The 18418-nt window shown below is 68.0% G+C and carries 14 protein-coding genes and 1 tRNA gene; 5 read left to right on the top strand and 10 right to left on the bottom strand.

Going from position 1 to position 18418, the window contains the following annotated elements:
• Positions 1 to 94: 94 nt before the first annotated feature.
• Both MKK51_RS26000 and zwf read left to right on the top strand, forming a co-directional pair.
• Complete coding sequence (locus MKK51_RS26000; RefSeq protein WP_279601328.1) at positions 95 to 1582, top strand: efflux transporter outer membrane subunit; 1488 nt, start codon at positions 95 to 97, stop codon at positions 1580 to 1582.
• A gap of 85 nt (positions 1583 to 1667) precedes the next feature.
• The gene (gene zwf / locus MKK51_RS25995; protein WP_243982566.1) at positions 1668 to 3191 is read left to right on the top strand and encodes a glucose-6-phosphate dehydrogenase; all 1524 of its coding nucleotides are present in this window, start codon (positions 1668 to 1670) and stop codon (positions 3189 to 3191) included.
• A 10-nt stretch (positions 3192 to 3201) separates the two neighbouring features.
• On the opposite strand, the gene MKK51_RS25990 is transcribed toward zwf, so the two are convergent.
• The 3 genes from MKK51_RS25990 to MKK51_RS25980 all read right to left on the bottom strand — a co-directional run bounded on the left by MKK51_RS25990 (position 3202) and on the right by MKK51_RS25980 (position 6507).
• Positions 3202 to 3981, bottom strand: coding sequence for a restriction endonuclease (locus MKK51_RS25990; RefSeq protein WP_243982565.1), 780 nt, complete (start codon positions 3979 to 3981; stop codon positions 3202 to 3204).
• 803 nt (positions 3982 to 4784) lie between these two features.
• Positions 4785 to 5282 carry a MucR family transcriptional regulator gene (locus tag MKK51_RS25985; RefSeq protein WP_313898841.1) on the bottom strand — a complete coding sequence of 166 codons (498 nt, stop codon included), beginning with the start codon at positions 5280 to 5282 and terminating at the stop codon, positions 4785 to 4787.
• A gap of 562 nt (positions 5283 to 5844) precedes the next feature.
• Complete coding sequence (locus MKK51_RS25980; protein WP_243982561.1) at positions 5845 to 6507, bottom strand: class II aldolase/adducin family protein; 663 nt, start codon at positions 6505 to 6507, stop codon at positions 5845 to 5847.
• A 99-nt stretch (positions 6508 to 6606) separates the two neighbouring features.
• On the opposite strand from MKK51_RS25980, the gene MKK51_RS25975 reads away from it, so the two are divergent.
• Positions 6607 to 9219, top strand: coding sequence for a bifunctional acetate--CoA ligase family protein/GNAT family N-acetyltransferase (locus tag MKK51_RS25975; protein ID WP_243982559.1), 2613 nt, complete (start codon positions 6607 to 6609; stop codon positions 9217 to 9219).
• 8 nt (positions 9220 to 9227) lie between these two features.
• Here the strand turns inward: MKK51_RS25975 and MKK51_RS25970 are convergent, their stop codons facing one another.
• From MKK51_RS25970 to MKK51_RS25955, 4 genes are all read right to left on the bottom strand, one after another.
• A complete protein-coding gene (locus MKK51_RS25970) occupies positions 9228 to 9956 on the bottom strand; it encodes an ABC transporter permease (RefSeq protein WP_243982557.1) in 729 nt (242 codons plus the stop codon).
• A 219-nt stretch (positions 9957 to 10175) separates the two neighbouring features.
• Positions 10176 to 11543, bottom strand: a complete 1368-nt coding sequence (locus tag MKK51_RS25965) for a hypothetical protein (protein ID WP_243982555.1) — start codon at positions 11541 to 11543, stop codon at positions 10176 to 10178.
• Between the two features lie 351 nt (positions 11544 to 11894).
• Positions 11895 to 12239, bottom strand: a complete 345-nt coding sequence (locus MKK51_RS25960) for a hypothetical protein (RefSeq protein WP_279601332.1) — start codon at positions 12237 to 12239, stop codon at positions 11895 to 11897.
• Between the two features lie 204 nt (positions 12240 to 12443).
• On the bottom strand, positions 12444 to 12929 hold the full coding sequence (locus tag MKK51_RS25955; RefSeq protein ID WP_243982552.1) for an SRPBCC family protein: 486 nt from the start codon (positions 12927 to 12929) through the stop codon (positions 12444 to 12446).
• A gap of 493 nt (positions 12930 to 13422) precedes the next feature.
• On the opposite strand from MKK51_RS25955, the gene MKK51_RS25950 reads away from it, so the two are divergent.
• Both MKK51_RS25950 and MKK51_RS25945 read left to right on the top strand, forming a co-directional pair.
• Positions 13423 to 14997: a 2-isopropylmalate synthase gene (locus MKK51_RS25950; protein WP_243982550.1), complete on the top strand. Its 1575-nt coding sequence runs from the start codon at positions 13423 to 13425 to the stop codon at positions 14995 to 14997.
• 102 nt (positions 14998 to 15099) lie between these two features.
• A tRNA-Lys gene (locus tag MKK51_RS25945) sits at positions 15100 to 15175 on the top strand.
• A gap of 313 nt (positions 15176 to 15488) precedes the next feature.
• On the opposite strand, the gene MKK51_RS25940 is transcribed toward MKK51_RS25945, so the two are convergent.
• The 3 genes from MKK51_RS25940 to MKK51_RS25930 form a co-directional block, all read right to left on the bottom strand.
• Positions 15489 to 15740: a hypothetical protein gene (locus MKK51_RS25940; protein WP_243982548.1), complete on the bottom strand. Its 252-nt coding sequence runs from the start codon at positions 15738 to 15740 to the stop codon at positions 15489 to 15491.
• A 318-nt stretch (positions 15741 to 16058) separates the two neighbouring features.
• Entirely contained in the window at positions 16059 to 16898 is an 840-nt protein-coding gene (gene pucL / locus MKK51_RS25935; protein WP_243982540.1) for a factor-independent urate hydroxylase, read from the bottom strand.
• Positions 16899 to 16956: 58 nt separating this feature from the next.
• Complete coding sequence (locus tag MKK51_RS25930) at positions 16957 to 18357, bottom strand: nucleobase:cation symporter-2 family protein (protein ID WP_243982538.1); 1401 nt, start codon at positions 18355 to 18357, stop codon at positions 16957 to 16959.
• Positions 18358 to 18418: the final 61 nt, after the last annotated feature.

The following is an 18418-nucleotide window of genomic DNA, read 5'->3' as shown; positions in this document are numbered from 1 at the left end:
CCGCCTGCGCGGGCTCGTGGCTTCCCTTTCGAGCGGGGGCGCACCGCGTTTCAATGACGGCGCAGGTCCCCCTCCTTCCAGGAGAGGGAGCCCGTTGCGCTCGCTCGTTACCCTCCTCGCCCTCGCCACCACCGTCTCCGGCTGCATGGTCGGGCCGGATTACTCGCGACCGTCCGTGGAGACGCCGCTGGCGTTCAAGCAGGGCGGGATGCGCGAGGACAGCGTGGCCCATGTCGTGACGCGGAAGGGGTGGCGCGCGGTGCAGCCCAATGACGGGGCCGAGCGCGGCGACTGGTGGCGCGTGTTCCGCGACCCCGCCCTCGACCGGCTGATCCGCCTCGTCGACGTGGACAACCAGAACCTGCGCGTTTCCCTGGCCTCCTACGACCAGGCGCGCGGCCTCGTCGCCCAGGCGCGCTCGGCGCTCTACCCCACGGTCATCGGCGCGCCGACGATCACGCGCTCGCGGACGCTCGGCACCGAGCGCACCTCGGTCTCGCTCCAGGCCCAGGCTTCCTGGGAGCTCGACCTGTTCGGCCGCATCCGGCGCAACATCGAGAGCGAGGTGGCCAACGCCCAGGCGAGTGCTGCGGACCTGGCGGCGGTGCGCCTCGCGATCCAGTCCGAGGTCGCCACGAACTACTACAGCCTGCGCTACCAGGATTCGCTCCAGCGCCTGCTCGACGAGACGGTGGTGGCCTACAAGAAGAGCCTCGCCATCACCGAGAACCAGTACAATGCCGGCGTGGCGGCCCGGTCCGACGTGATCACGGCGCAGACGCAGGTGCAGTCGACCCAGGCCCAGGCCATCGCGGTGGGCCTGCAGCGCGCCACCTTCGAACACGCCATCGCGACCCTGATCGGGCGTCCGCCCTCCGAACTGTCCCTGCCGAAGGGGAGCCTGCCGAAGACGCCGCCGGCGGTTCCGGTGGGCATCCCCTCCGCCCTGCTGGAGCGGCGGCCGGACATCGCCCAGGCGGAACGCAGCGTCCAGTCCCAGAGCGAGCAGATCGGCGTCGCCGTGGCGGCCTTCTACCCGACCCTCGTCCTGTCTGGCTCCGGCGGCGTCTCGGGCCTGACCAGCAACGGGGTGTTCTCGGCGGCCAACCAGGTCTGGTCGGTGGCTGCGGCCGGCAGCGAGACGCTCCTCGACGGCGGCGCCCGCACCGCCGCCGTGCAGATCGCCCGCGCCGCCTACGACGCCACGGTGGCGACCTACCGCCAGACCGTGCTCACCGCCTTCGCCGAGGTGGAGAACGGGCTTGCCGGCGTGCGCATCCTGGCCCGCCAGCAGGCGGCGCAGGAGGAGGCCGTGGCCTCCGCCCGCCGGGCGGTGGAGATCACCCTCAACGAGTACCGCGCCGGCACGCAGAACTTCACCACGGTCATCACCGCCCAGGCGCTGGAACTGAACAACGAGGTGACCTCGCTGCAGGTACGGCTCAACCGCTTCACCACGGCGGTGACCCTCATCCGGGCGCTCGGCGGCGGCTGGGACGTGCGCAGCCTGCCGACCCCCGACGAACTCAAGGGCGACCGCCTGCCGATCGACCGGGGACAGGCCATCCGCACGGACGAGTGATCGCTGCCATGCACCATGCGGCGGAACGGGGCCGCCCACGGGCGGTTTGACCGGCGTCGCCGATGAAGCCCGGAGTGCCCGTCCCATGACCCTTCCAGATGCCCCCATGAACGACGGCAAGCAGCCCCGCGCCAACGACGAGGTCAGGACGGCGCCGGCCTGTACCCTCGTCATCTTCGGGGCGGCCGGCGACCTGACGAAGCGCCTGCTGATGCCGGCCCTCTACAATCTCGCCTCCGACGGCCTCCTCGCGGAGGGGCTGAAAATCGTCGGCATCGACCATAACGACCGCACGAGCGAGCAATGGCGTGACGACCTCTCGCAGACCATGCAGTCCTTCACCCGGGATCGGACCTCGGAATTCCACCCGGACTCCATCGATCCCAGCCATTGGGGCTTCATCCGTGAGCGCCTGACCTTCACCAAGGGGGATTTCGAGGCGGCGGAGACCTATCGGCGGCTCGCCCAAGACATCGGCGGCAACGCGATCTTCTATCTCGCCGTCTCCGCCCGCTTCTTCGGCACGGTGGTGGACCAGCTCGGCGCCGCCGGCCTGCTGACGGAGGGGGAGGGCGCCTTCCGCCGCGTGGTCATCGAGAAGCCGTTCGGCACCGACCTCGCCTCGGCGCGGGCCCTCAACGCCCGCATCCTGACCCAGGCCGACGAGGGGCAGGTGTTCCGCATCGATCACTTCCTCGGAAAGGAGACCGTGCAGAGCATTCTGGCGCTGCGCTTCGCCAACGCCATGCTGGAGCCGATCTGGAACGCCGGCCATATCGACCACGTGCAGATCACCGCCGCCGAGACGATCGGCGTGGAGCAGCGTGGCCGCTTCTACGAACCCACCGGTGCGCTGCGCGACATGGTGCCGAACCACCTGTTCCAGCTCCTGTCCATGGTGGCGATGGAGCCCCCCGGCAGCTTCGAGGCGGAGGACATCCGCAACGAGAAGGCGCGGGTCCTCGAGGCCGTGCGGCCGGCGACGCCGGACCGGGCGGTGCGCGGCCAGTACGCGCCCGGCGAGGAGCAGGGCCAGGCCGTGCGGGGCTACCGCGAGGAGGCCGACGTGGCACCGGACTCCCGCACCGAAACCTATGCCGCCCTGACGCTCACCATCGACAACCCGCGCTGGACCGGCGTGCCGTTCTATCTGCGCACGGGCAAGCGCCTGGCGGGGCGCCTCACCGAGATCGCCGTGCATTTCAAGCCGCCGAGCCACGGCCTGTTCGCCGGAACCGACCTCGCGGCCAACGTCATGCGCCTGCATATCGACCCGGAGCAGGGACTGAGCACCCAGTGGAACGCCAAGCGGCCGGGGCCGGACATGCGCCTCGGCGCGGTCACCTCCTCCGTGCGGTTCGGCGATTTCTTCGCCGAGGCGCCGAGCGTCGGCTACGAGACCCTGATCTACGACTGCATGGTCGGTGACCCAACCCTGTTCCAGCGGGCCGACGCCATCGAGGCGGGCTGGGCTGCCGTCGATCCCCTCATCCAGGCCTGGAGGGATGCCCCGGTGGAGACCTATGCGGCGGGCAGCGACGGACCGGCGGGGGCGGAAGCCCTGCTCGCCCGCGACGGGCGGGCCTGGCTTCCCCTCGACGAGACGTGAGGCGCGCGCCTCAGGCGGGCTCGGCGTCGAGGCGCCGGGATCTGCGGATGGGCGCCAGAGTGCGCAGGGCATCGTGGTGCAGGAGAAGGACGCCGGTGGCCCCCGACAGCCTGCGCGCGGCGGGGGTGAAGCCGGCATTGGAGACCACGGCCGCCATGTCGGCCTGCCAATAGCGCGCCGCCGCCGAGGCCTCCTGGACCGCCGCGTTGCCCACGGGCTTGGTGTAGCGCTTGCACTGGAGGACGAGGCGGATGCCTGAGCGCTCGGCGACCACGTCGGCCCCCTGGTCGCCGCTGGCCTTCGTCGGGCGCGCCGACCAGCCCGCCTCGCGCAGGGCCTCGGCGCAGAAGCGCTCGTAGGCGATGCCGTCCTCCGGCGCCTCGTCCTCGTCCGGCAGATCGACGGAGAGGGCGACGCCCTCGATGATGTCGAGGACGATCGGCCAGCGGGTATCGGCGAGGTCGGTGAAGCCCCTTGCGTCGAGATGGGGCAGGATCGTCCGCTCGGCGAAGTAATCCCGCTCGCGCAGCCAGCCGTCGTCGATCCGGTTGCCGTAGGCGTCCTCGAAACATTCCTGGCGGCGGCGCAGGGCGAGAGTCTCGGCGTGCGCGCGCGCGAGCCGGCGGACCGTTCTCCGGAAGCGGCGGGGCCTGTCGAGGCGATGCAGCAGGATCAGGCCAAGGCAGAGGCCGGTGGCGGCCAGGGCGGGTCGTCCGAACCAGAAGGCGAAGCCCCCGCCGACGATGGTGGTCCAGAACAGGCGCGCCACGAGGCTCGATCGACCGGACATGCGCATCCCTTCCTGCCACGGCACGTCCCCATCGGCCGCCTCACGCATCGGCAGAATGCAGGGAGGGCCTTGCGGCCAGCCTAACGGCGCGGCGGCGAAAGACCGCCGGATCGGCCATCGTCGTCCCGCGACATGACCAGGGACGAGGCGTCGTCAGTCTCTCTCAAGAAAATCCGGCGTCATCCCCGGTCGGATCGGACGCTGATCCTGTCGTCCCGCCGGCATTTCACGGATGTTCCGTCCCGAGCGCAGCATTGCTTCGTGAGCCTGCCGGATAGAAACGGGTTTCATCAGCATGGATCGTGGCAGCAGGATCAATGCCTCTAGAGCATTTTCAAGCGAGGTGGATGCCGGCTCGCGTGAAGAAGATGCGACCACACAGCAGGTTAGAGCATTTTCCGTGATCCGGAGATTGCGGAAAATGCTCTAAGAGGCAGAATATTGAACGAGGCTATGGACGGCCGGCGAGCGGACATAAGCGATCATCCGCCCCGCCACTCTCCTGTGGATAGGATTGCGGCCAGGGCTGTTTCGCCCCGGATGTGCTCCGGGGGCTTGTCGGCGGAGGTCCCGATCGTCGCGAGGCATGTCGATCAGGCTTGGATCGAGGAGCGAGAGAGAATGGGGCATCCCATCCCCTCGTCACGCGGACGGCTTCGCCTCTACGGGGCCTGGTCGAAGCCGGACCGTGTTCCGGCGGCCTCTGCCGTGGTCGCGGACTTAAGAGTGCCTCACAAAACTCCCGATCGCGGTGGGTTCTCGCTCGGAGCACCACGGCGCAGCGGGTGTTTTGTGAGAGACACTTAAGAGGCTCCGGCGGTCGTGCGGGAGCGACGACCACGCGGTGCGGGGGTCGCCGGCGCCTCGGCGACGGGTGCCTTCGCGCGGGATTTCCTGCGTTGCTGGCCGAGACCCATGTTCTTCGCCAGTTCCGACCGTGCGGCCGCATAGTTCGGTGCGACCATCGGATAGTCGCTCGGAAGGTTCCACTTCGCGCGATACTCTTCCGGTGTCATGGAATAGCGCGTCCGAAGGTGACGCTTCAGGGATTTGAATTTCTTGCCGTCTTCGAGGCAGATGACGAAATCCGGCGTGATCGAGCGTTTGATCGACACGGCCGGGGTCAGCGGCTCGGCCTTCTCGGAAGTCTTCGCCGTCGTCAGTCCACCCAGGGTCGCATGAACCGATGCGATGAGGGCCGGAATATCCGAAACCGGCACGGAATTGTTGCTGACGAACGCTGAGACGATATCCGCCGTAAGCTCAATGTAATCCGGCACGAAGTCGTTTTCGATTTCCACGCTCACCCCCGAAAGTAGCACAGCCCTGGACCGCAGCGAGGCGCCGATTGGGTCCGGCTGAAAGGTCTTGTCATCTGCTTGGACTGACTAAGCAGTTCGTATGACAGCCATTAACAAATCGCAAGTGGCTTTGGCAAGACCAGGGTTGATCGCAACAATTTGAAGGAAGCTTCAGGTGTGCCGTGGGAGCTTTCGGCATCTGAGAAATGGCCGACGGTGCTGGCATCAGGTTGAATTTTTTAGCTCCCTAGGCCTGAAAAAAATACAAGGGCATAGAAAATTCAAAATCTATCGGTGAAATTTGAAACTTTATGCTGGTTGATGAACTCTTTTAGCTCACGATCGCAACTTCAGATGTGCGACGCGGTAAAAGACTACACTCGGTAGCGGCTTGCCCATGCGGCGTGCGACGCCGCCGGCGGAGCGGCCGAACGGCCGCGCCGGGGGAGACAATTCTTTGGCAAACCCGCCGACGGGAGGCCGCTCACGGTAGTCAAGGGCGCGCGCCGAGCAACGTCTACGTAATCAGCGCGGCCCGCACCCTCGGGATGAAGGGGGAATCCTAAGGCGCGTCGGCCCGGCTCCGTGGTCCATAGTTTTCGAACCGCTTGATCGTTCGCGCGATCTCGGCGTCGGACAATACGGTCGGCTTCCCCACCTGGAGGGCGACGGCGTATTGGCGGCACAGGGCCTCCATCTCTACCGCCAGCCACAAGGCCTTGCCGAGATTCCTGCCGATCGCGATCATGCCATGATTGGCCAGGAGACAACCCAGGCGCCCGTCGAGCGCGGCCACCGCCGCCACCGACAGCTCTTCCGTTCCATAGGGAGCATAGGGCGCGCAGCGTATCGTCGGGCCGCCGGCGGCCGCGATCATGTAATGGACGGCGGGGATCTCGGCTCCGCACATGGCGAAGGCGGTGCAATAGGTCGGGTGGGCATGCACGACGGCGCCGATCTCGGGCCGCTGCCGCAGGATGTCGCGATGGAAGCGCCATTCGGAGGAGGGGGCGAGGGCATGGCCGTGATGTCCCTCCATGCTCATCGGCACGATGTCCTCCGGGCGCAACGCGTCGGCCGGGATGCCGGAGGGTGTCATGAGAAAGCCGTCGCGGTGGCGTACCGAGACGTTTCCGGCGGTGCCCTGGCTCAGGCCGAGGGTAATGAGGGAGCGCATCGCCTCGACGATCGCGCAGGAAATCTCGTAAGCTGTGGGTTCTGACATGTGGTTCCCCCGGTCGAGAGTGCTCCGCGCCCTATACCTTGCCGTCCGGCGCGATGTCGCTCGCCGTCGCGGCGGCCCGATCGAAGGTCACGCCAGTCCATGAGCACCTATCGCTTCGAGGCGTTGCTCGCGCCGCGGGCGATCGCGGTCGTCGGCCTCGGCCGGGGCGCGCTCGGCCAGGCCGTGGTCGGCAATCTCGGGAAGGCCGGGTTCGCCGGCGCCGTCCATCTCGTCAGCGAGGCGGGCGTTCCCACCCTCGACGACCTGCCCGAGACGCCGGATCTCGTGGTGATCGTGGCGGAGGCCGCGTCTGTGGAGGGCTGGGTGGAGAAGGCGGGGCTGCGGGGGGCCGCCGTGGCCGTCATCCTCACCTCCGATCTGCCGGACGACCTCTGCGCGGCAGTGCGCCACCGGGCCCGGCAATGGGGCATGCGCCTCCTCGGCCCCGACAGCATGGGGTTGATCGTGCCGCGCGCGCGGCTCGACGCCAGCCTGTTCGCGGCGGCGCCGAAGGCCGGCGATCTCGCCCTGATCTCGCAATCGGGCACGGTGGCGGCGGGCATCGTCGCCTGGGCCGCGCATCGCGATGTGGGGTTCTCGGCCATCCTGTCCCTCGGCACCGCCTGCGACATCGATATCGCCGATTGCCTCGACCATTTCGCCGCCGACATCCACACCCGCGCGATCCTGCTGTCGCTCAACGTGATTCCCAACGCGCGCAAGTTCATGTCGGCGGCCCGCGCTGCGGCGCGGGCCAAGCCCGTCCTGGTGCTGCGCACGGGGCGCCACGCGGCTCCCCTGCGCCACACCGTCACCCATACCGGCGCCCTCGCCCGGCCGGATGCCGTCTACGAGGCGGCGTTCCGGCGGGCGGGATTGCTGAGCGTCGACGGGCTCGACGCCATGTTTTCGGCAGTGGAGACGCTCGGCCGGCAGCGCCCCTTCCCCGGCCAACGCCTCGCCATCCTGGGGAACGGCGAGGGCATCGGCGCGCTCGCCGCCGACAGGCTCGCGGACCGGGGCGGCACGCTGGCCGCCGCGGGCCCGAGCGGCAACCCCGCCGATCTCGGCGTCGAGGCCGATGGACAAGCCTATGCCGACGCCCTCGGGCCGCTCCTCGCCGATCCCGCCAACGACGCCGTGCTGGCCATCCACGTTCCCACCGCCCGCTCCGACAGCGCCGGCGTCGCCTCGGCCATCGCCGACACGGTGAGCGCGGCGCGGCGCAGGGGCGGACGGCGCAAGCCCGTCTTCGCGGTAACGGTGGGCGATGACGGGGAGGCCGGGGCGGTGCTCGCCGCCGCCGGCATTCCGCGCTTCGCCACGGATGCCGATGCGGTCGAAGGCTTCATGCACCTCGTCCGCTACCGCGAGGCGCAGGACGACCTGATGCGCACGCCGGATTCCCTGCCGCGGGAATTCTCACCCGAAGTGGAGGCCGCCCGCGCCATCGTGGCGACCGCCCTCGAAGCGGGGGAGACCTGGCTCGATCCCCTCGCCGTGGCGGGCCTCCTGGCGGCCTACCGCATCGACAGCGTCCCCCTGACCCTCGCCCCCGACATCGATGCCGCGACGGCCGCCGCCTGGCCCATCATCGCCGAGGGCGGGACGGTGGCGCTGAAGGTGGTCTCGCCGGACATCGTCCACAAATCGGATGTGGGCGGGGTGCGCCTGGACCTCACCAGCGAGGCCGACGTGCGGGCCGCCGCCGCCGACATCCTCACCCGCGCCCGGCGCCAGCGACCGGATGCGCGGATCATGGGGTTCGCGGTCCAGCCCATGGTGCGCAAGGGCAAGCGCCGCGAACTCATCGCCGGCCTCGCCGAGGATCCCATCTTCGGTCCCGTGGTGGTGTTCGGGCGGGGCGGCGTCGCCGTGGAGGTCATCGACGACCGGGCGCTCAGCCTGCCGCCCCTCGACCTCCGGCTCGCCAGCGAACTCATCGACCGCACCCGCGTGGCACGGCGGTTGGCCGCCTATCGCGACGTGCCGGCGGTGGACCGGAGGGCGCTGGGCCTCGTCCTCGTCAAGCTCGCACAGCTTTCCGCCGACCTGCCGGAGGTGCGCGAACTCGACATCAATCCCCTCCTCGCCGATGCCGACGGCGTGCTGGCTCTGGACGCCCGCGTGATGGTCGGCCCCGCCCCGGAGCGGCGCGGCGGCACCCGCAATCCGCGCTTCGCCATCCGCCCCTATCCGGTGGAGTGGGAGCGCAACCTCGTCCTGAAACGCGAGAAGGTCACCGTGCGCCCGGTGCGGCCGGAGGACGAGGGGCTGTTCAAGAGCTTCTTCGAGCAGGTCAGTGCCGAGGATCTGCGTCTGCGCTTCTTCATGCCGGTCCGCGATTTCAGCCACGCCTTCCTGGCGCGGCTGACCCAGCTCGATTACGCCCGCGCCATCGCCTTCGTCGCCATCGATGCGCAGACGGCGTCGATGCTCGGCGCGGTTCGCCTGCATGCCGATGCCAACCACGAGAGCGGCGAATACGCCATCCTCATCCGCAGCGACCGCAAGGGCACCGGCCTCGGCTTCGCGCTGATGCAGCTGATGATCGACTGGGCGAGGGCGGAGGGGCTCCAGCGCATCGAGGGCACGGTGCTCCGGGAGAACCGCCCCATGCTCGCCGTGTGCCGCAGCCTCGGCTTCGCGGTCCATCCGGACAAGGAGGACGGCACGGTGATGAAGGTCGGGCTGGCGCTTGGCGTGTTGTAGGCTCGGATTCAGTCCTTGGATTTATTGTTGTAGAACAGGATCCCGACGAAAATGATGCCGGTACACCATTTGGTGAGATAGACGGCATCGAAGCTGGCATGGGGATAGTTCGGGTAGAATCCCACGCGAAACAGCTCGATCACATGCGAGAGCGGATTCCAGGAATAGATCGTCCGCAGGGGCTCCGGTGTCAGGTCGACGGTCTTGAATGCGCCGCTGAACATCATCATCGGCCGGCTCAGGAAGGCATAGATTTTGCCCCAACTCGGGAAATAGGACCGGATGCTCGAGTTGATGAGCGCCAAACCAAAGGCGAGGCAACTGACCGCGAAAAGGCTGATCAGGCACATCTCGGGAGCCCAAGGCGCCGCCTCTCGGATTCCATAAATGTAAAGTCCAGAAAAGAACAGTACCATCAATATAAAATTTTGGATCGATTGTATGAAAAAACGCGACAATAAGAAATCGAACGGTCTTACAAAGTAATATTCGGCCGCCCGCGACTTCTGGCCGCGAACGCCACGTGCACAACGACGGAAGATATAGAAGGGGAACACGCCGGTTCCCATGAACAAGAGGACCGAGGAGCCGAAAGGAGGCTCTTTTCCGAAGAGAAAGATTCGCAGTGCCGCTATCATAACGATGACGATGACGGGCTCGATGAAGAGTAACGCGCCCAGTGCTGGGTGAAGATTGCGGAAGCGGAAGCCGAAATCACGGATGATCAGCGCCGTCATGATCCTGAGCCACGGTCGTGCCGTCTGCCTGGAGGGTGCGGCCGGAAGGACGATCGAGGAGCTTGCCATCGTTGATCACGATCCAGGGATGTCGGATGACACGGAGGGGTGGTTGCAGGCCCGGCCCCTCGGCTGCGCCGTGCCGGATCTGGCCTGCCTCAAGGCCGGAATTTTGTCCGATGCCGAGCCGCTCGTCATGACGACCGAAGCCGGCCCCGGTCAGGCGCGGCTGTTCACGACCGAGCGCACGGCGAGCAGGCCGATGAACCAGATCGCGGAGAGCAGGAAGGCTCCCAGTACCATCGACAGGAAGACACGTGGGCCGCCGGCGCTCTCAGGCAGGGCCGGGCGAACGTAGGGCGTCAGATAGAGGTGCTGGGCGGCGGCGCTGGCCCGTGCACGGTCGAGGGATTGCAGCGAGGTGAGCAGGATCGCCTGCGCGTATTGCCGGTCCATGTCGAGGGCCTCGAACCGGGCGACGACGCCGGCCAGGACGTTGCGGCCCGAGCGGCTGCCCGAAACCTCGCGCTCGACGGAGGCCAGCTGCTCGCGCGCCGCCTGGACGCGGGACTTGAGGGCCAGGACCGAGGGGGCCGACTCGCTGAGGTTCTGCCTCCGGATCGTGTCGTAATCGGCCTCCAGCTGCGACACCGATCCGCGCAGGGTCCCGATGAGCTGGGTGTTGCCGGTGACGACGCTGGGTATCGGATCGATCACCCCTTCCTTCTCACGGAACTCGGCCATGGCGGCGCGGGCCTTGTCGAGGCCGGCCTTGGCCCGGACGACCTCCTGCTCGGCGAACTTGACGGCATCTTCCTCGGCGCGCTTGGCGATCTTGTTGACGAGGTTCTCCGACAGCGTGACGAGCTGGTTGGCGACGGTCAGGGCATCGTCGGGCCGGAACGCCTTGATCTCGACGGAGGCGAGCCCGGTGAGCGGGTCGTAATTCGCCCAGACCATCTTGTTCCAGTACCGCACAAGATGTTCCATCGACCGGCTCTTGTCGAACCGGTTCGGCCAATCGATCTCGGGACGGCTGTAGATCTCGCGGATATCGACGTTCTGCGACAGCTCGTCGACCACCTGGCGACTCTTGAGATAGTCGATCACGACGAAGTTCTGCGCGGTGCCGCCGCTGACCGCCCCGCCATGGCCGCCCATGGCGCTGGCGACCGCCGCCGCGGTCGTCCCCCCGCTGCCTCCCCCGCCGAGGGGGCCGGCCGACGGGGTCACCTCGGTCACGGAGAACCGGAACTCGGCGAAGTATTGCGGCGTGGCGAGGAACAGGAAGTACAGGCCGAGCAGGCAGAGCGGGAGAAGCACGACGATGCCGAAGCTGATCAGAGTGCGGCTCCAGTTGTGATCGGGCTGCGGCAGGGGGACGAGGGAGAACGTCTCGTCTTCCGCGCCGTCGAGGGCCAGCTCCCGCCTCGCCTCGTCGTCCCGCCGGGGAACCATCTCGCGGTCATCGTTCACCGCCAGTTCGTTGGCCCGGGCCCGCTCTTCCTTGGCCACGGCCTCCTTGGACTCGAGCGAGGTGGCCCTCGCGGTCGGCAGGCGCGTGATGTTGTTGGGCGCTGAGCTCATGCGTCGCGGGGCCTGTCACCGAAATTCCGTCGCCCGCGACAGTAGGAGATTTCCCGGCCCTTTTGTGGCAACGCAACGAGGATGTGACGGGTGTGGCTTTCCAGTCGCCGAACGGAATGCCGTCGATGGTCCTCAAGAAGGCGGGGGACTTGCGGCGATCGTCCGCGATGGATCACCAGAAGACTCGCGTCCCGTCCGCTCTTTCTCCAGTCACGTCTGCCGTCGCCCTTCGCCGGAAAGCTCGGTCACACTTTCGTGAAGGCTCCGAGTGCTTCAGCGCCGCTCGCGACGTCGATCCGTAACGGATGACCTGCTTCGTGGGCGGCGGCGATCCTGGGCGAGTGCGCGCGCCTACGGGTAGCCGTAGCGTGATTTGGCGGCGGCAAGCAGGCCGACGGCCTCACGCTCCCGCCCGGCGCTGCAGGCCTCGGAGGCGCGCGCGAGGTCGGCCGAGAACCGTGCGCCCACCGGCGCGTTGAGGTTGCCGGTCGCCACATCGCTGTCCACCACGGCCTGGGTGCGGGCGATGCTCGGACCGCAGCCGGAGCCTGCCGGCAACGGGGCCAAGGCAGGAGCGGCGGCGGCCGGCGCCATCGCCGTCTTCGGAGAAGGGCCGGATGAGCTGCAGGCTCCGAGCCCCGCGGCGAGGCATGGGACCAGGAGGCAAGGGACCAGAGTGAGGCGGGTGACGAGCATCAGGCTCGCCCGTTGCGACGGCACGACGTTCCTGGTCACGGGACTCTCCTTCACGTTCCGGCGCGACGGCCGGCACGGCATGGACGCCGCGCCGGGTTCTTGCCTTCGCGCGTGGGGCGGGTCAATCGCCGAAACCGGGCCTCCGGCGACGATTCCGAGCCCCGTGTCGGCGCCTCACCTCAGCGCGAGCGCCTCACGAACGTCTCACTTGGCCTTCTCGGCGATGGCGGCGAGCCCGGATTCGTAGATCCCGGTGATGGCATCGGTCGCCACCGTGTCCGGGACGCCCTTGGCCTTGAAGGTCCCCGTCCACGTCACCGTCGACCCGGAGCCTTTCGGCGTCACCGCGAGGGTGGAGGAATAGTCGGAGACCGGCAGCGGGCTCTCGACGATGGCGTAGGTGTAGCTCATCGCCGCGTCGTCGCGCGCCGTCTGTGATTCGACGATGGCGCCGCCGCCCTTGAGGCTGAGTTTGCGCAGCATCGTGCCGCCCTTGGTGGAGGGCTCGCAGGTCGCGATGGCCGGGTGCCAGTTCCCGATGCCGCAGAAATCACCGATCGTCGACCAGACCTTGGCCGGGGGAGCGGCGATATCGATGGTCTTCACGAGGTCGATGGCAAAGCCGGGGGCGGTGCCGGCAAGCAGAACGAGGCCGGGCAGCAGGATTCGACGCATGATAGCGCGTGACATGGACGGGGGTTTCCTTCCGATATTGTTATGTCGGCGCGCGACCGGGCGCGCGCCGCGCCGCTGAGCGGACGCATGTCAAGCTAGTCGCGAACCGGCACGCGACAATGGCCGGGATCCCGGCCACGGAGATGTGATGGGCGCCGGCACGCGCAGGGCGATCCTTGTCAACGCGCGCGTCGAGGGGTACGAAGCCGCTCGGCCGCATCGTTCGCGCGCCCGCTACGCCATTCGGGAGAGACGAGCCTTGGCCAGCGCCGGCTCCACGCAGGGAACCGCCGACACCGCCTTCACGGCGGTGCGCGGTCTTGCGCGTCCCCGAGCGCTCCTCGCCGGCCTTCTCCTTCTTATCCGCCCCTGAGGGCCGTCCGGGCGCGTGCGCCTGGGCTCTCAGGGGATCGTTTCGCGACCGGGGCTCTCGAGGGCCCCGTCGAGCCGATCGATGGATCAAGGCGCCGCGTCCTTCCGCGACCGCGCCTCCGACAGGACGACAGCCATGACCGACATCACCGCCCAGCCCAGCGCCTCTCCGAAGGAGCGGGTCCTCATCTTCGACACCACCCTGCGCGACGGCGAGCAATGCCCCGGCGCCACCATGACCCTCGACGAGAAGCTGGCGGTGGCCGAATTCCTCGACGCGATGGGCGTCGACATCATCGAGGCGGGCTTCCCCATCGCCTCGATCGGTGATTTCGAGGCCGTCTCCGAGATCGCCCGCCGCTCGAAGCGCGCCACCATCGCCGGCCTCGCCCGCGCCATCCCCGCCGATATCGCGCGGGCCGGCGAGGCCGTCCGTCAGGCCGCACGGGGACGAATCCACACCTTCGTCTCGACCTCGCCGATCCATCTCGCCCACCAGATGCGCAAGTCCCAGGACGAGGTGATCGAGATCATCCTCAAGACCGTGGCCCAGGCCCGCGACCTCGTGGAGGACGTGGAATGGTCGGCCATGGACGCGACGCGCACGCCGATCGACTACCTGTGCCGCTGCGTCGAGGCCGCGATCCGGGCCGGCGCGACGACGATCAACCTGCCCGACACGGTGGGCTACGCCACGCCGGACGAGTACCGCAGCATGTTCCGCCAGGTGCGCGAGCGCGTGCCGAATTCCGACAGGGCGATCTTCTCGGTGCATTGCCACGACGATCTCGGTCTGGCCATCGCCAACTCCCTGGCCGGGGTGGAAGGCGGCGCCCGGCAGGTGGAGTGCACCGTGAACGGCATCGGCGAACGCGCCGGCAACGCGGCCCTGGAGGAGATCGTCATGGCGATCCGCACCCGCGGCGACGTGATGCCCTACGAGACCGGCATCGAGACCACGATGCTCACCCGCGCCTCGAAGCTCGTCTCCCACGCGACGAACTTCCCCGTGCAGTACAACAAGGCCATCGTCGGTCGGAACGCCTTCGCGCATGAGAGCGGCATCCACCAGGACGGCATGCTCAAGCATACCGAGACCTACGAGATCATGACGCCCGCCTCCGTCGGCGTCGCCAAGACCTCCCTGGTGATGGGCAAGCATTCGGGCCGCGCGGCCTTCCGCTCGAAGCTGGAGGAGCTCGGCCTGCATCTCGCCGACAATCAGCTGCAGGACGTGTTCGAGCGGTTCAAGGCCCTGGCCGACCGCAAGAAGCACGTCTACGACGAGGATATCGAGGCCCTGGTCGACCAGGGACTCGCCACGGCGCATGACCGCATCCGCCTCGTCTCGCTCTCGGTGATCGCCGGCACGCGCGGTCCCCAGCGCGCCACGATGAAGCTCGCCATCGACGACCGCATCGTCACCGAGGAGGCCGATGGCAACGGACCGGTGGACGCCGTGTTCAATGCGATCCAGGCCCTGGTCCCGCATGAGGCGCAGCTCGAACTCTACAAGGTCGACGCGGTCACTCAAGGCACCGACGCCCAGGCCGAGGTCTCCGTCCGCCTCAAGGCCGGCGACCGCAGCGTGACGGCGCGGGGCGCCGACCCCGACACGCTGGTGGCCTCGGCCCGCGCCTATCTCTCCGCCCTGAACAAGCTCTCGGCCACGGCGGTGCGCCTGCACGCCCAGCACGCCGCTTCGGTTTAGCCGGAAAAATGAGGCCCCGGGGGTGGACACCCCCCGGGGCCTTTGCTATCAGCCCCCTCGTCGCAGCGGGTTTGGTGGCTGCCGCGACTGCCGCAAGGCAATGGGTGCATAGCTCAGTTGGTAGAGCAGCTGACTCTTAATCAGCGGGTCCAAGGTTCGAACCCTTGTGCACCCACCAAATTCCTCTGATAATCCAGAGAGTTAATGCCAAGGCCTTCAATCCGTTGGAGAGGCGTTGGAATTCCGTTGGAGCCGGGTGTCTACGCCCCGTTCGCGGTGCGGCTGATCACCCGCAGGTTGACACCTTCCTCGACTTTGACAGTGCATCGCGGTTGTAGCGGCTTGTCGTCGTCGTGTTGGTGTGCGTGGCCGCTTTCTGCAGGTGGTCGAGGTCGGCGCCCGCGTCTGACCCCTCGGTGATTCCACCGGCTCGCGCGTCCAAGTAGCCTGTCCGTCGGTCGATCAGGGTGAAGGCCGGCCGGCGGCTCGCTTCATTCGCGATGCCGCGGCGGGAGCTGCCTCACCGATCCCGTCGTCACCGCACCGTCCAGGTCGATCCGGGCGCGTCCGGGGCGGGAGAAGCGGCCGTCGTAGTCACCGATGTTTCGGGCGGCGGCCTGACCGGCGAGGCCGCCCGGGGCGGTCGCGGCCTGGATGCCCGCCGGCGCGGTGTAGCTTTGTGCGTGGGCGGCGCCGGCCAGGGCGAGACCGAGGGCGGCTCCCAGAACGAGGCGTGCGGTCATGATCGGGTCCCAGGTTCGGGCCGGCCTGCCTGAGGGGAAGCGGCAGCCTCGGCCGATCCCTTAAGATTTGTGCATCATTGCCTCGCAAAGCAACACAGAATGAGCAAGGCGTGTGCATCATGTTCATGCACCGACAGGGTCTGCCCTCTCCGCCAATTCAGGAGCCCTGGAAATAAGCCGTTTCCCATCAGGCTCATGGTTCGGACTGCGACATTTTTCGCCAGACACATGCGGCCTGGCATGCGTCTTTCGTCGCCTGCCCGTTCTAGGCCTATGGAGGCGCATCGCGGGCGTTCGGCGACGCTTGGGGGCGAGGGCTCAGCCTCGCCCGATCGTCGCCTCGATCTGGCCGTGGGGCTCGTCGGTGGGCAGGAACACGGTGTTGGGGTTCTCCAGGCCGAACGGCGTCAGGTTGATCGGGATGTAGTGCTTGTTCGGCATGGCGAACCCGATCTCGGCGATCGCGGGGATGGCCGCCAGGACCGCCTCGCCCATGCGGTACATGCTGTCCTGGACGCTGGCGCTGTAGGTCGTGCCGAACACTTCGATCAGGATGTCGAGCACCCTGGCATTGGTCGCGGTGTAGTCGGCGGGCGCGGAGTTCCAGGTCCAGGTCGCGTCCATGGCGGTGGCGGCGATGCGGTCGGTGGCATCGGGCAGGGTGCGGTAGCCGTCATCGACGAAGTCCGCCCAGCCCGATTGCGTGGTCTTCATGAAGGTGAAGCCGCGCAACCCCGACTGCATCACGGCGCCGTCGCGGCGCGCCACCAGCTTGACGTAGCCCGTCCCGTTGCCGTCGAGGGTGAAGACGTGGCCATGGGGCCGGCCGCCGATGGCCTGGCGCAGCCAGCGCGTCTCCCTGCCCTCGATCCCGATCTCCTCCACTTGCGGATACGTGTCCAGGAAGGTCGCGGCGACGGCCTCGGCGAAGGCTTCCTTGTCGAGGGACAGGTTCTTGGCCGCGACCACGTTGACGATGTTCTTCACGCTGTCGGTGGCGACGCAGGCCCGGTTGTCGCGATCGGTCCAGGCGGCATCGAAGGCGCCCTTCATCAGGACCGCGAGGGACAGTTCGCGCGGGGTGTGGTGGTCGCCGTCGCGGGTGAGGCGCATCACCCGCACGCGGCCCTTGCCGTATCTGGAGGCGATCAGGGGCATGCTTGTCTCCCGGGAGGGGCGTTAGGCGAGGAGGGGCGTTGGGCGAGGACGACCGTCCTCAATGCTCGGAGGACGCCGCCTGATGCCGGGCGGCGGCGCGCGCGGCCTCGCCGCCGGTCAGGCCGTTGAAGAACAGGTTCAGGCCCACCGCCGAGATCGCGCAGAGGAGGATTCCGGATTCGAGGAGCGGGTGCAGGGCATGCGGCATCTGCTTGAAGAAGCTCGGGGCGACGAGGGGGATCATGCCGAAACCCACGGAGACCGCAACGATGAACAGGTTGTTGCGATGGCGGGCGAAGTCCACCGCGCCGAGGATGCGCACGCCCGTCGCGCCGACCATCCCGAACATCACGAGCCCGGCTCCGCCGAGCACGCATTGCGGCACCGCCTCGACGAGGGCCGCGAGCTTCGGGATCAGCCCGAGCCCGAGCATGATGAACCCGCCGACCACCGTGACGTAGCGGGTGCGCACCCCGGTGACGCCGACGAGCCCGATGTTCTGTGAGAACGAGGTGTAGGGGAACGTGTTGAAGATGCCGCCGATGATGGTGCCGAGACCGTCGCCGCGCAGGCCCCTGGTCAGGCGCTTCTCGTCGATGGGGTCCGCGCAGATCTCGGCGAGCGCCAGGAACATCCCGGTCGATTCGATCATCACCACGATCATCACGATGCAGAGGGTGACGATCGAGATGGGATCGAAGGTCGGGGCGCCGAAGGCGAAGGGCCGCACCACGTCGAACCAGGACGCGGTGGCCACATGGCCGAGATCGACCAGCCCGAAGAATGCGGCCACGAGCATCCCGACGACGATGCCGATGAGCACCGAGGCCGAATTGACGAAGCCGGTGCCGTAGCGGGTGATCGCCAGGATCACGCACAGCACGAAGGCGGCGATGGCGAGATGGAGCGGCGCGCCGTATTCCGGATTGCCGATCCCTCCGGCGGCCCAGTTCACGCCCACCTTCATCAGCGACACGCCGATCACCAGGATGATCGTTCCGGTCACCACGGGCGGGAACAGCGGCAGCAGCCGTCCGATGAGCGGCGCCACGAGAAACGCGAACAGGCCGGCCGCGATGACGGCGCCGTAGATGCCGGTCAACCCGATCTCCGGATTGGTCCCCATGGCGACCATGGGCGTGACGGCGGCGAAGGTGACGCCCATCATCACCGGCATGCGCACGCCGATCCCCGGCAGGCCCCAGCTCTGCAGCAGCGTCGCGAGGCCGCAGGCGAACAGGTCGGCGCTCACCAGCATAGCCACCTGGTCCGGCGGGAGCTTCAGGGCGCGCCCGACGATCAGCGGCACCGCGACGGCGCCGGCATACATCACGAGGACATGCTGCAGCCCGAGCAGACCGAGGGCGAGGGGAGGCACCGTCGCCACGGGCGCCGTGGCCGGCCCGGCGGCGTCGGCGACGGTGTCGGAATGTGCGGCGATGGTCGTGGCACTGGTCATGGGGTCGACGCCTCCGCCGCTCCGGGCAGATCCCCCACCGGGGATGCGCTGTCCGAGGGCG

Source organism: Methylobacterium sp. E-045 (assembly GCF_022829685.1).
Classification (GTDB): Bacteria; Pseudomonadota; Alphaproteobacteria; order Rhizobiales; family Beijerinckiaceae; genus Methylobacterium.
The sequence above is the reverse complement of the archived record's forward strand: the minus strand, read 5'-3'. Positions and strand labels throughout refer to the sequence as shown.

What these genes read in the sequence shown, in the direction of transcription:
- zwf (WP_243982566.1), top strand. Translation starts at nt 1,668, where the DNA reads ATGACCCTTCCAGATGCCCCCATGAACGACGGCAAGCAGCCCCGCGCC.
- MKK51_RS25970 (WP_243982557.1), bottom strand. Translation starts at nt 9,956, where the DNA reads ATGACGGCGCTGATCATCCGTGATTTCGGCTTCCGCTTCCGCAATCTT.
- MKK51_RS25980 (WP_243982561.1), bottom strand. Translation starts at nt 6,507, where the DNA reads ATGTCAGAACCCACAGCTTACGAGATTTCCTGCGCGATCGTCGAGGCG.
- MKK51_RS25930 (WP_243982538.1), bottom strand. Translation starts at nt 18,357, where the DNA reads ATGACCAGTGCCACGACCATCGCCGCACATTCCGACACCGTCGCCGAC.
- MKK51_RS25965 (WP_243982555.1), bottom strand. Translation starts at nt 11,543, where the DNA reads ATGAGCTCAGCGCCCAACAACATCACGCGCCTGCCGACCGCGAGGGCC.
- pucL (WP_243982540.1), bottom strand. Translation starts at nt 16,898, where the DNA reads ATGCCCCTGATCGCCTCCAGATACGGCAAGGGCCGCGTGCGGGTGATG.
- MKK51_RS25955 (WP_243982552.1), bottom strand. Translation starts at nt 12,929, where the DNA reads ATGTCACGCGCTATCATGCGTCGAATCCTGCTGCCCGGCCTCGTTCTG.
- MKK51_RS25960 (WP_279601332.1), bottom strand. Translation starts at nt 12,239, where the DNA reads ATGCTCGTCACCCGCCTCACTCTGGTCCCTTGCCTCCTGGTCCCATGC.
- MKK51_RS25990 (WP_243982565.1), bottom strand. Translation starts at nt 3,981, where the DNA reads ATGTCCGGTCGATCGAGCCTCGTGGCGCGCCTGTTCTGGACCACCATC.
- MKK51_RS25975 (WP_243982559.1), top strand. Translation starts at nt 6,607, where the DNA reads ATGAGCACCTATCGCTTCGAGGCGTTGCTCGCGCCGCGGGCGATCGCG.
- MKK51_RS25940 (WP_243982548.1), bottom strand. Translation starts at nt 15,740, where the DNA reads ATGACCGCACGCCTCGTTCTGGGAGCCGCCCTCGGTCTCGCCCTGGCC.
- MKK51_RS25950 (WP_243982550.1), top strand. Translation starts at nt 13,423, where the DNA reads ATGACCGACATCACCGCCCAGCCCAGCGCCTCTCCGAAGGAGCGGGTC.